This is a genomic window from Thiobacillus thiophilus (assembly GCF_055378705.1).
The window spans coordinates 247326-259967 of sequence record NZ_AP042404.1; the positions used below are offsets into that span (position 1 = coordinate 247326).

Annotated in this window: 8 protein-coding genes; all 8 read right to left on the reverse strand. The window is 54.3% G+C overall.

Going from position 1 to position 12642, the window contains the following annotated elements; translation table 11 throughout:
* Positions 1 to 12: 12 nt before the first annotated feature.
* From ACZ41T_RS01210 to ACZ41T_RS01245, 8 genes are read right to left on the reverse strand one after another with little or no spacing between them, the layout of a single operon-like run.
* Positions 13 to 2703, reverse strand: coding sequence for a DEAD/DEAH box helicase (locus tag ACZ41T_RS01210; protein ID WP_464922680.1), 2691 nt, complete (start codon positions 2701 to 2703; stop codon positions 13 to 15).
* On the reverse strand, positions 2700 to 4358 hold the full coding sequence (locus ACZ41T_RS01215) for a site-specific DNA-methyltransferase (protein ID WP_464922681.1): 1659 nt from the start codon (positions 4356 to 4358) through the stop codon (positions 2700 to 2702). The genes ACZ41T_RS01210 and ACZ41T_RS01215 overlap by 4 nt, the downstream gene beginning before the upstream one ends.
* 56 nt (positions 4359 to 4414) lie before the next feature.
* A complete protein-coding gene (locus ACZ41T_RS01220; RefSeq protein WP_464922682.1) occupies positions 4415 to 5092 on the reverse strand; it encodes a hypothetical protein in 678 nt (225 codons plus the stop codon).
* 23 nt (positions 5093 to 5115) lie between these two features.
* Positions 5116 to 5328 carry a KTSC domain-containing protein gene (locus tag ACZ41T_RS01225; RefSeq protein ID WP_464922683.1) on the reverse strand — a complete coding sequence of 71 codons (213 nt, stop codon included), beginning with the start codon at positions 5326 to 5328 and terminating at the stop codon, positions 5116 to 5118.
* A gap of 3 nt (positions 5329 to 5331) precedes the next feature.
* Positions 5332 to 7290 carry an ATP-binding protein gene (locus tag ACZ41T_RS01230; RefSeq protein ID WP_464922684.1) on the reverse strand — a complete coding sequence of 653 codons (1959 nt, stop codon included), beginning with the start codon at positions 7288 to 7290 and terminating at the stop codon, positions 5332 to 5334.
* A complete protein-coding gene (locus tag ACZ41T_RS01235) occupies positions 7226 to 8443 on the reverse strand; it encodes an SIR2 family protein (protein WP_464922685.1) in 1218 nt (405 codons plus the stop codon). Before ACZ41T_RS01235 ends, ACZ41T_RS01230 begins: the two co-directional genes overlap by 65 nt.
* Positions 8440 to 9741 carry a DUF2130 domain-containing protein gene (locus ACZ41T_RS01240; RefSeq protein ID WP_464922686.1) on the reverse strand — a complete coding sequence of 434 codons (1302 nt, stop codon included), beginning with the start codon at positions 9739 to 9741 and terminating at the stop codon, positions 8440 to 8442. The genes ACZ41T_RS01235 and ACZ41T_RS01240 overlap by 4 nt, the downstream gene beginning before the upstream one ends.
* Before the next feature lie 24 nt (positions 9742 to 9765).
* Complete coding sequence (locus ACZ41T_RS01245) at positions 9766 to 12630, reverse strand: SNF2-related protein (protein WP_464922687.1); 2865 nt, start codon at positions 12628 to 12630, stop codon at positions 9766 to 9768.
* Between the last annotated feature and the right edge of the window lie 12 nt (positions 12631 to 12642).

A 12642-nucleotide genomic window follows, 5' to 3' on the forward strand; every position in this document is an offset into this window, starting at 1 on the left:
TGAAGAGGTCATTTAGGCGGTAGTAAAGCGATCCGCCAAACCTGACAAGGTTATGTTGGATGCAATTTCGTCATGCGGAATAAGCACATAACGCCATGGCTTGCCGTCATGAGTTGCTGCATGGTTTGATGCATGTTCACACCATTTGATGGCGGCATCTTTTTTTGCGATGACAACTGAGTCTTCCATCTCTTTGCGCATCTTGGGTTCCAGCATGTAAATTATGTCTGCAGTCTCCGCTACGAAGTCAGGCTGGTATTCCAGGTGATCCGCCCCCTTGCGGTAGAAAATCTGGAACTGGCCTTTGGCCGGTTTGAACCACTTCTCTGCGTCGCGCTCAAGAATCACTGCCAGCTTGCGTTCCGAATCGGAATCGAATTTCTGCACTGGATAGAGACAGCGCGCGAACCCCCCAAACAGGTACTTCGCCATATTGCTCTTGTCTGCCGGTGCAACCCGGTAGTCGGCAGGCGGCTCTTCAACGGAGTAGGTATAAGCGCTCTGCTTTAGCTCGGTAAAGCCCTTGCTGATTTTTACCTCATAGCCGACCACGTCCTCCCAGTAGTGCGCCTGCATCTGGGCGTGTATGAATTGTGCGATGTTGCGCTGGTAGCAGCGCAACACCTTGCGGGTGTCATCCTCGGAAAGGTAAGTCAGTAAATGCTGCACGGTCTGTGTGGCAAGCTCGTAGAGCAGATCTGCGTGGTCGTCGTAGGAGATGTCGTCGAAGTCCACCAGGCCACCGACCACGTAATCTTCCAGCCGCGCTTCCTCTATGCTGCCGCGACCCAATGAAATCACTTCAAGCTCATTAGTGCGCAGGTGCTGAATCCAAAGCTCGTCAGACACTGCTGGGTACTTCAACGTATCAAGCTCTAACGTGAAGGGCTTGAATCCCGACTTCACCTCGCCTTTAGGCACAACCAATATGCGCGGTATGTCGATACTCTGTTGTGTGACCAGATCAACCGTTCTCGCCACCACGGAGGCAAAATCCGGTTTCTCACTTACGCCTTCCAGTTCCAGTTGGGACGGCTGATGTTGCTCTTCGACTGCCTTGACGATGACTGCCTGGATTTCCGGTTTTTTCAGGTGTTCGATGGTGGGCAGCATCTGCGGCTGGTTTTCCAACTTGCGGATTACCTCCCAGGCAATCTGCGCCACTTTTTGCTCTTCCGGCTTGGTGAAAGTCGGCGCCACGTCCTGCCCAGCCAGTGTCGTGCTACTGGTTACCTGCACGGGTTTGAATCCTAGTTTGGTCGCCAATTGCGATTGCGATACCACCGTAGCGGTTTTCTGGCCGAGTTCGTCCGTATCCAGCACCACCGCCTGCAAGCGAATGGTCGAGTCCGGCTTGTTGGCCTCGTCGATGATTTCCTGGAACTTGTCATGCGCGACGATATTCAGCCGATCCACCGCCGTCACCCCGGTGCGCTTGCCGTAGGGCAGGCGCAGGCCGCGTCCAATGGATTGCTCGATGAGCACGCGCGCATTGGCCGCCCGCAGCGGCACGATGGTATAGAGGTTGGTCACGTCCCAGCCCTCTTTCAGCATGTTGACGTGAATCACAATTTCCGTCGGCTCTTCGGTGTGCTCCACCTTGAGCAGGCGCGTGATCATTTCCTCTTCCTCCGCGCCGGTCTTGCTGGAGTCCACCTGGATGACCTTGTCCCTGTAGCGGCCTTCAAAGAAGCCGTCAGACTGAATTAACGCCAATAGCTGGCTCGCATGGGTTGTGTCGCGGGCAATCACCAGCACAAAGGGCTTAACGATGGGGTTTTCGCTCTCGCGTGCGTAGGTTTCCAGTTCCACCTTCACGCTTTCATGCAGACGCACGCCGTCTTCCAGCTTAAGGCGCTCAATCTCATCCGGCGACATGCCTACCGGGTTGAAATTCTTGCGTGTGACAACCGCCGGCTCCTTCACAAAGCCGTCCGCCATGGCCTTTGCCAGCGGGTAATCGTAGATCACGTTCTTGAATGCCACCGCGCCGCGCGCGGATTCCACGTATGGCGTTGCAGTCAGCTCCAGCCCCAGAATCGGCTTGAGTTCGTTAATCGCCCGTATCCCGGCGCTGGCGCGGTAGCGATGCGATTCATCCATCAGCATCACCAAGTCGGGTAGGCCCGCCAGATAGTCGAAGTAGCTCTCACCGATGTACTCCGAAAGCCGCTTGATACGAGGTGACTTGCCGCCACGCACCTCGGAGTTGATTTTCGAGATGTTGAAAATGTTGATCCGGACACTGCCAAACAGCGATCCGCTTAAAGGGTCGCGCTGATCGTAGTTGTCGCCGGTAATGATGGAAGGCGCGTCGATGGCGAATTCCGCAATGCCCTTGAAGACATACTTGGGATGATTACGATCGCTGAAGTCGGTAATCAGTTTGTTGTAGATGGTCAGGTTCGGCGCCAGCACGAAGAAGTTATTGATGCCATGCGCCAGGTGCAGATAACTGATGAAAGCGCCCATCAGCCGTGTCTTGCCCACGCCAGTGGCAAGTGCAAAACACAGTGACGGAAACTCGCGCTCAAAGTCTGTAACCGACGGGAACTCACTGCGGATGATCTCCAGCACAGCGGCCGTGTCGATGTTCTTGCCGGGCCGTGATATCTCGGTTATCCGGTCAAGAATCTCAAGCGAGCGGCGTTGCGGATGGCGCAAGCTCAGGCGGCCGGCAATAGCATTCACATGGCGGTTCATTGCGCCACCTCCCCATCAAAAAGAACCTGTTGGCCGGGCTTGGGCGGTTCCTTGGGCAGGTTTTCCACTTGTAAGGAGTAGTCGTCGTGGCCCCACTCGCAGCGCGACAGAACCTGCCTGGGAATTTTCTTTACCGTCAGGTTGGAGTAGGCATCCGCCTTGGCGCGGAAGGCGGTGCACAGCACCAGCAACGTGCACTCCGGCCCTACCTCATCGCTCAACTGTTGGAGCTGCTCGTGGGTGAGACTGGCGGTAGTCACATAAACAAAATCCCGCTCGGTGGAATGGCCGTGCTGCCAGTACACCGCATCCGAAGGCGCATAGGTAAAGCCTTCCAGCTTGCATAACGCCTCGGACAGCATGGTGGCGTTGTAATCGTGGTTGATGACCCAGTTACCCCACTTGTCCTTTTCCAGCAGCGAAGGCGCAAGGCGGTAATAGCGAAAGCCGCCACCGCCCTGCCAGTTCACCGCCTTGCTGATGCCGCCCTGGTCTTCGCCGTCGATGACCTTTTGTAGGCGCGGGATGATGTGGGTGTGGCAGTGCTCGCCCAGCTCAATCATGATCCAGCGGCGGCCCATTTTGTGGGCGACTGCGCCAGTGGTGCCGGAACCGGCGAAGGAGTCGAGGACGAGGTCATTGGGTTGCGTAGCAAGTTCCAAAATACGGTAGAGGAGACGCTCTGGCTTAGGAGTGCCGAATATGTCATCGGAATTAAACGTAAGCACTTCTTTTTTTGATTCTTGGTTATCCCCAACCTCACTACGCAGCCAGACTGTCATGCAGACAATACCTTCTTGCACCTCGGTAAGAAATCGTTTGATCCGAGGAACATTGTTTCCACTCTCACCAAACCATAAACGATTGTCCGCTCTCAATTCTTCATAGCGTCTAGGCCCCGCCCCCCAGCAACGACCTTTTGTTGGCATAAGCTTCCTACCAGATGGCGTGGTAAGTTCATATATATTTTCGCTAACTCCAGTCCTTGCATACTGCGCCCCTCGCTGACCACCGGTCAGACTTATCGTGAAGTCACCCGAAGTCCAAAGTCCTCTTGGATCATTGTCAGGATTTGAAAAGCGAGCATCTGCGCTGTCAGTTCTCGGTAGCAAATTCGGTCGCCAAATTGCTTTGTTTTTTGCATAAGTAAGCACATGGTCGTGACTGTCTGATAGCCAGATTGCGTTGGCTTGTGGCGATGCTTTCTTCTGCCACACAACATTCGCAACAAAATTCCCCCGCCCAAACACCTCGTCGCACAACACCTTGAGGTAATGCGCCTCGTTGTCGTCAATCGTTATCCACAGCGAACCATCATCCGCCAGCAACCGCCGGATAATCTCCAGCCGGTCGCGCATCAGCGACAGCCAGATCGAATGCTCCACCCCGTCGTCGTAGTGTGTGAAGGCACTGCCCGTGTTGTAGGGTGGATCGATGAACACGCACTTCACCTTGCCCGCAAACTCCGCCTCCAGCGCCTTCAGTGCCAACAGGTTGTCCCCGAAGATCAGCCGGTTGTCGAAGATGTCCTTCTCCGTCACCCGATGCTTCGCGTGATATGACAGCGCCGGGTCTTCCAGCAGAATGCGCGGCTCCAGCTTGGGCCGCGCATCCTTGCCAATCCATGTAAGTTCTAATTTTTGTTTATTGCTCATTTTTTTATATCTCGCGCACTTCACTAACAATTCCTGCGGGAAAGGGGTGGCTCAAATTATTTTTCTTTGGAACTCTCTGCTGGAGCCGGTGCGGGTGCGGGTTGCGAAGGAACTCTTTGCAACGAAGGTACGGGAGCACCACTTTGAGGATTTGCTGGAATTGTTTGTAGCATCGGAATCGGTGCTCCTTTTTGTTGTATCTCACCCCCCTGTGGGATGCGCTGTATCGATGGCACAGAAGCACCTTCGTTAATCTGTTTCTTATCGCTCACAGGTTCTCCTTTCCAAAAGTTAATTCCAACAAACATGCACGTGACCAACAGGCCGACCACAAGCAAAAAGGCTCCAGATTTATTCAAAGTATCCGTAGCCCCCGCATATTTTGATCGCTGCGTAGCTGCTGCATCATCACGGTCAATGTAATACCTGTGCGCCACGCCCAACTGCTCGTCGATAGCTTTTTGACTGGTAAAAAACGAGAGTAGCGTCACTACGATAGCCAGCACGAATAGCGCCCAGGACACATAAGGCAAGTAGGACAGCATTGCCCCTTGCAAGGAAACAATGTCCTTTAAAAATGCAAGAGAAAAACCAAGCGCGGCCGTTGACACACTGAGAATTGCACGATCTGCATTTTCACTATTTGATAGCTGACGCTTTAATAAATCCGCACGTGTATCTGCATAAAGCTTTAGACGGAGCTCTTGATCGCTACAGGTATTTTCATCTGCCATATATTCAATCGCCCCCGGCTCTACTAGGCTCTTGCGTACCGAAAGCGGCCTTTGATTTGTTGCGCCAAGAATTGGCCCTTTGACGACGCAGCCGTCATTTGCTCGAAAATTACATCAGGGATATCAAAGTAGTTATACGTCCCGCCAGTCTTAAACTCGACCGTTAGAACTTGTGACGGCGCTTCGTAGGCAAAGCGTGCAATATTTGAAGATTGCGGGGTCTCTATCCATTCCATCATTTACTCCTTGTCATCAGGATTGTTAACATCGTCACCGGCATTATGCTCATAGTGAGGGCTTTGCTTGCGCCATTGCCGCACCATCGCTGAATAATCTGGTGGATCGCGACGTTGACTCCAACCGCCAGGTCCGTCGTAGCCATCGTTGATATTTCCTCTAACAACCACACGTGGATCAACGCTGTCAGGACGTTTGTCTTTCGTAGGCGGAGAAATCAGGGTGCGGACCGGCAAGCTAACCGCTTCACCGACAATTATGGCTTCACCAGTGCGCAGGACAGGCAGCATATCAAACAGTCCCTTGAGGTTATCTGACGCCGCACTTGTGATATGACCTCTGTCCGCATCGTTTGAGAGCCGCATAGCGAAGATCGTCCCGCACTGAGACAGTATCGTTGAATCAATCTCTGAGGGTCGCTGGCTCACGATCATCATGCCAACTCCGTACTTGCGACCTTCCTTCGCGATCCTTCTTACTGCGGTCGAAGCGGAGCCCGAATTTTCTTTCGCTAAATAGGCGTGCGCCTCTTCAAGCACGAGTAGCAAGGGGCGCTCACGCCCACCTTCTGGCAAGTTTCTAGCCCAAAATATCGCGTCGTACAGAATACGAAGAAGCGCGCCAATCAAATCATTAAGAATCGACGAAGGAATTCCTGAGAGGTCCAGAATCGTGATTGGCTGCGGCCCTCCAATCCATTCTGCCAGCAAAGCGTCGAGGTCTTTTGCGGTCTTACCCTGAACATCCGGCAACCAGTCCCCGGGGCTAAACAGGAATGAAAGTCGGGGGTCTCTCAGTTTCGAGGCCAGACCGGCAAGTTGCTGCCGAATGCCCAGCGGATCCCTTCCCAATTGAACTCGCTCAGGCGCAGGCCCAGTTGTTTTTACGGTTCGATAAAGAGGTGGCGTTACCGACATCGGGGCACCCAACTGTACAGGCTGCCCATCGGGTCCCACAACGTATGCTGGATCAACCTCATCCGCAGCTCCACCAGGCCGAGGAATCAGCGTGTGATGCTCGCGCTTATGAAGCTCAAACCACATCTTGTGAAGCGAGAACGGCGTCGGCGTATCAACCGTTACTTGCGGGTCATCGATGCCGTCTATAGGCTGACCTGCCAGAGATTCCTTTTTTAACAGGACAATCGCATCAGCAATTGCTGCCGTCTGCGAATCGCTCAGTTTCCCCAACGCCAAGGCGACCAACTCTTCAAAGCTCAGCGCCCAGAATGGCACATGCAAGGACTTCTCGTTCTTGGATGCATCTGCCGAGACACGGAAAACGGTTGCTCTGTCAGCCAGTGCTTTCGAGTATTCGCCATGGATATCTAAAACTACGATTCTCGATGATGGATATCGAACTGGGTCCGAAAGCGAACTCAATAGCCCAGCGACTGTTGTTGATTTACCCGAGCCTGTGGTTCCTACTACCGCTGAATGCCTCGTCAGCAGTTTATTGATGTTTACCAAGGATGGAATGGATTCGGCACTTGCGAGATGACCAACTGCCACGAAATCATCCGGGTCTCCGGCACCATAAATTGCTCTAAGGTCGGCTTCGGTAACGATATGAACTCGGTCATCTATAGTCGGATGCTGGGATATTCCACGTTCAAAGTGGCCTCCCCGCTGCCCTTCGCCAACCATTTGTACCGTTATCCAACGATTGCCGAATACTTGCTGTTCTCTTTCACGCTCAGGTGCAGCTCCCGCACCAACCTGTGAAACCACGCCATAGAGATCGACAAAGCCCAGCGGGATACGAACAAAGCTTCCGACTTGTCCGATGCGATAACCTTCACCATTAACAAAACTAAGCCCTGTTACAGTTTCGTTGCTCAGCTCAACCGTAATGGTCGCACCGTGAACATCCTGAACCGTTCCGATGAAAGTAGGGTCATGCAACATCGCTGACTGCCTGTTTATCATCAAAACGTGACAATTGCCGTGCCATGAATTCACCAAAAACCTGGAAATCTCCAAGAAGGAATTCGCAGCTTGTTGCCGATGGGTCAGCACCATCGCTAGGGTCTTTTTTAGTTACGGCAATTCCGTGAAGCGGGTGACCTGTCTGTTCATCCTGTCTCCAATCTCGCTCGATAGTGCCTAGAACAGCACCATCAGCAGCAAGGAGGCTAAGGTTTGGATGCATTCTCGCTTTGGCTAGCACATCGGAATAGTTGGATCGTGGGCCAAACAGCAAGCCGAAACAAACCGCGGTTGGATTGCTCCTCAGACCATGAAGAATGACCTCATTCAGGTGCTGATCCAAAAACGAATATCCGTTTGTCACGAGAACTGCTTGCCCCCGAGCAAGAAACGACCGTAGTCGATCAAGCATTGCGAGATATGGCATTCGTCGACTTTGGTCATACTTAAGATGTGATGGGTAAATCATTTGCCGGTCGCCTGCGGCGGCAGCAACGATTGCATCCCTGCGCACAACTTCGTCGTCTGCATTACGCCACCAATTAACTGACCCGTGCACCTTCCACAAGCGCCCCCAGCGTGCCGGAAGCGATTCATTCTCCATCGAGGCCAAGTCAAAAAAAGCCTGCCGGGATCCAATGAAGCCATCGAAATATGGGATCTTGTTGGCCTCGAAAGCCTGCTCCATCAACAAATCATAATTTGGCGTAAAAATCTCAACCGGGTGGGTTCTGTGGATACCTCCTACCCAGGTAGCTAAGCGGTGATAAGGAGTTAGAGGTGTAGGTAAATCAACATTGACCACCCTTGTCGTTATTGCGCAAATTTCTGCATCAAGGCCCGCCAGCGCAACCCTGTTTAGGCCATCAATATTTCCGTCCCTTACGACTTCATGCAATAGGCGCACATGGCTCAGAATGTCCTCGATGGTTGAATCGGCTGCGAGCCTGTTCAGTACCTTAGCGAAGTTCTCCTTGTGCTCCGCCGACTGCTTGAGTCCATCCTTCACTACAGCAGTTAAACCGCGAATGTCGGGGATTAGCGGTTTTGTCCCTACATCATTCGGAAGTCGAATTGAAACGGGACACCCCGCGCCGAGCAGAAAAGCGATACGCATCTTGTCAGGCGCTAGTGCTTGCTGGAGAAGCGTCGATTGACGATACGGGCAATGCGTTGTGGTGTTCATTGGTTTGTCAGTGCCTCCCCGGAAGCGATTTCGGATTCAAGGGCTGGAAAATCAAGCCCTTCAATTTCCTGCAACGACTTACCCGCAATCCCCTGCAAATCGCCATACATTCCCACCGTGGCCCCCATCACGCGCTCGATCTGCTCTTCGCGCTTGGCCCACTGCTTCATGATGACTTTTCTCTCCTTGTCGAGGTCCTCCTGCATGGTGGAAAAGGCTTCGACAATGGCTTCCACACGCTGACGGAAACGCGGGCCGGTGAGGTACTGGTAGACCATTTCGGTCTTGGTCTGCTGGCCTTCGGTGGTCTGCCGTGCAAGGGCAAGCTCCAGCAATGACTGGCGCAAAATCATGGCTACCGGCAATGCGGCGCGGGGGTGAGTGACCCATACACCCTCTACCATTTCGAAAGTTTCAACGCCTTTTGGCAATATCTGGCTCACGATCACGGCGATTTCTGCTTTCGCTGTCCGCTGATCATCACGAAGCTTTACCAGCCAGGCGTCGCTCCAGTTTTTGGTGCGCTTGAACTCCCACAAAATGGTGCCGCCAGTTTGGCCACCCGTGCCAACAACCCGATGCAGCACATCCCCGCCATATTCGCCCTTGGGTACGGGATCAATCGAATCGAAAGGGAATTTTGTGCGTAACAGGTTTTCAAGCTCCATTTCCTGGACTTCGCCCTGCAATTGCTGTGATCCCTGTTCGGCCCGGCGCTTAAGGTCCTCGATCTGTTTCTGCATCGCGGCAATGGTCTGCTCCTTCTCCATGACCTTGAGTCTTTGTTCGTCCTCGGCTTCTTTCTTAGCTTTCAGGCGGGTAGCGTCGAGGCCTTCTTGTACCCGTTTTTCAACGGTGAGATCCAGTTCGCGCTTGGCATCATCGAGTTCGCGCTGCTTCTTGATGAGTTCAACTTGCGCCTTTTGCGCTTCAGCGAGCTTTTCGTCACGCGCCTTGAGCACCTCTTGCAAGTCACCCAGTTCACGCACCTTGTTCTCCAGCTCGGCTGCGCTGGCAAGTTTTGCTTTCTTGGATTCTTCGACAATGATGCGGGCGCGTTCCGCCTTCAACTGTGCGGCAACTTGATCGGCCACCTGGTCGTCGAGTTTGTGCCTGGCATCGTTGAGTTGCTTTTCCTTGTCGCGCATGGCCTGTTCGCGCTTGGCGATGTCGCTGTCTTTCTGCGCCAACTGCTGCTCAAACTGTTGGCGTGTAGCCGCGATCAGCGGTGCGGCCAGCGATTCAGTGAGTTTGATTTCTGTCTTGCAGTTTGGACAGGTGATGGTTGGCTCAGTCATTACTTTTCCTTACCCACAGATAATCTACGAAATTGCCCAGCGTATCGAAAACAGATTCTCAGACCGTGTGTTTTGGCTCATCTTGCCTTCTATCGCTGCAATTAACTCTTCTCGCTGCTTGTCTACTTGATCTTGCGCGTCGAACAGCGAGCGTCGCTTCTGATTGCGCTGTGCCTCTAGTGACTTGATCAGCTTCTGCCCGGCTAGCTTTTCTTCCAGCGTCAGCGCGGTAGTGGCGGCACGGCGTGCTTCCTTGATCTGGCGGTCGAGTTCCTTGATCTCACGTTCCAATCCCACCTTGAGGTCGTCGGCCCAGCCGTCGAGCTTGTCGGCTTCGGCTTCGAAGAAGCGGGCATTGCGCTCGGAAATATCACGCTGGATGACGGCTTGGCGTTGCTGGGTGTGGGTTTCAAGTTGTTGTGTAACCTCACCCTCACCCGCCTGTGACAGGGGGGCGGATGTGCCAGGCAGCGTCAGCAGACGTGCCGCGACGTCATCGTCCAGTATCTGGCCGTCGTCGGTGGTTGCTGCAAAGATCAGGTGGTCTTCTGCCTGTTCGAGAGATTCAACGCTGAAAAGCGTGAGGGTAAGCCAACCGGACTTGCCGATGAGTGGCTCCAGCGGGGTGATTTTCCCATCGTGTTGGCCGTAGTCGAAGTGAATCTCGGTGGTGGGTAGTACCCGTCCCTTTGCCTTTGCCACCAGTGATTCGGCAAGGGGATGATTCAACCGGTAAAGGTGTGCCTCGCCGGTTCGGCGTGGCAGCTCATACAGTCCCATCGGGATAACGGCGGCTTGATCTGGAAATGGCTGTGTTTTCAGGCTGAAGGTGGCGTCGCCCATGAACTTGGCCTGGCCGTTCAATTCATGCTGCGTGAGCTGCATGAGCAGACGTTCGTAGCGGTTGAGATAAGCCTTGGAGGCTTCGTCGCGCACTTTGAGCTTTTCGCGCACTTCGTCGTCGAAGTTTTCCAGCAACTGCTGGCGTGTGCGCGTCATGGATTCGTTGATCTCCAGGCTCAGCTCAAGCTGGAGCTGGTTGAAGGCGCTCTGGATTTCATCCTGCTTGCGGCAATCCTGATAGATGGCGGCGATGCGCTTTTCGAAGTCCACGCCGGACTCGATGGCGCCCAGCACTTCGTCGCTGGCGCCAAAGACGCCCTCGAAGAGCTGGAATTTTTCGGATAGCAGCTCGAAGACGCGCTGGTCGGCCGCGTTCTTGCGGTTGAGGAAGTTCACCACGACCACGTCGTGCTTTTGGCCGTAGCGATGACAGCGGCCGATGCGCTGCTCGATGCGCTGAGGGTTCCAGGGCAGGTCGTAATTCACCACCAGTGAACAGAACTGCAGGTTGATGCCCTCGGCCGCGGCCTCGGTGGCGATCATGATGCGGCCCTGCTCACGGAAGTAGTCCACAAGCGCCGAGCGCATGTCGGCGGTGCGCGAACCGGTAACCCGGTCGCTGCCTTGGTGGCGTTCCAGCCACTGGCTGTAGATCAGCTTGGAACCGTCGTCGGTGTTGGAACCGTTGAACAGTACGATGCCTTCACTAAACGGGCTATCGGCCAGAAGGCGCAGCAGGTAGCTCTGGGTACGCCGCGATTCGGTGAAGATGATGGCCTTCTCCGAGCCGCCGAGTTCCTTGGCCTTGGCAAAGGCAATTTTTAACGCCTTGAGCAGGGCTGTCCCCTTGGCATTGTGTGTGATGCTGGTGGCAAGCTGGGCGAAGGCGTCGAGGTCAGCGATTTCCAGTTCAAGTGCTTGGCGGTCCGCTTCGCTGAGCAGTTCGACCGGTTCGTCTTCAGCCCATTCCTCGGCGGTTTCGTCCAGCGCTTCGTAATCCTGATCCAATTCGTCTTCGAGCGATTCAGCGGGCGTCTGCTTGCTTAGCTTGGCCTTGAGCCGGTTTGAAATCGAAGTTAGCGCGCCCGCAATGGCAAATGTGGATGAGGCCAGCAGTTTGCGTAAAACCAGCGTCATCAGGCTGCGCTGCCCGGCGGGCAGGGCTTGCAGGTTGTCCCGTTGCAAGTATTCGGAAACGAGGTGGTAGAGCCTGTCCTCGCTTTCTTCCGGGGTGAATTCCTCCACCATGGGTAGGCGTTTGGTATAGGGGATGTACGCCGTGACCTGACGCCGCAGAGTGCGATGGCAAATGGGCTTCAGCCGTGCCTTGAGCGTATTGAATACCTGTTCCTGATTGAGATTGGCGAACTGTTCGCGGAAGCTTTTCAGGTCACCGAAGGCGTGTTCGTCGATAAAGCTCACCAGGCCGAACAATTCCAGCAAGGAATTCTGTAACGGTGTCGCCGTGAGCAGCAGCTTGTGCTTGCCGGCCAGCGCCAACTTGAGCGTGTTGGCAATGACGTTTGCTGGCTTGTAGACGTTGCGCAGCCGGTGCGCTTCGTCGATGACTACCAAGTCCCAAGGCACGGCATGCACGTCGGCTGCCTTGCTTTTGGCGAACTGATAGGAGCAAATGACGATTTCGGGTGCCTCGAAGGGGCGGAACTGGCCTTGCTTGATTGCAGCGTTGTAGGACTTGGCTTCAAGAATCCGGCACGGCAGGAAAAACTTTTCCGCCATCTCCTGATACCACTGCTTGCGCAGATTGGACGGCGTTATCACCAATATCCGCCGCTTGTGCTCCGCCCACTTTTGCGAAAGCACCAGGCCCGCCTCGATGGTCTTGCCCAGACCCACTTCGTCCGCCAGTAGCGCCCCTTTGGAGAGTGGCGAGCTGAAAGCGAACAGGGCAGCATCAACCTGATGTGGATTCAGATCAACCTGCGCATCGACAAGCGCCCCGGCCAGCTTCTCAACACTATCAACCGGGCAGCGACGAGTCAGTTCATGGGCGAAGTATTTAGCGTGGTAATCGGTTAACTGCATGGAAAGACGTCA

Bases quoted from the DNA above. Each gene is read 5' to 3' on its own strand.
- ACZ41T_RS01210 (WP_464922680.1), bottom strand. From the start codon at position 2,703: ATGAACCGCCATGTGAATGCTATTGCCGGCCGCCTGAGCTTGCGCCAT.
- ACZ41T_RS01240 (WP_464922686.1), bottom strand. From the start codon at position 9,741: ATGACTGAGCCAACCATCACCTGTCCAAACTGCAAGACAGAAATCAAA.
- ACZ41T_RS01235 (WP_464922685.1), bottom strand. From the start codon at position 8,443: ATGAACACCACAACGCATTGCCCGTATCGTCAATCGACGCTTCTCCAG.
- ACZ41T_RS01225 (WP_464922683.1), bottom strand. From the start codon at position 5,328: ATGGAATGGATAGAGACCCCGCAATCTTCAAATATTGCACGCTTTGCC.
- ACZ41T_RS01245 (WP_464922687.1), bottom strand. From the start codon at position 12,630: ATGCAGTTAACCGATTACCACGCTAAATACTTCGCCCATGAACTGACT.
- ACZ41T_RS01220 (WP_464922682.1), bottom strand. From the start codon at position 5,092: ATGGCAGATGAAAATACCTGTAGCGATCAAGAGCTCCGTCTAAAGCTT.
- ACZ41T_RS01215 (WP_464922681.1), bottom strand. From the start codon at position 4,358: ATGAGCAATAAACAAAAATTAGAACTTACATGGATTGGCAAGGATGCG.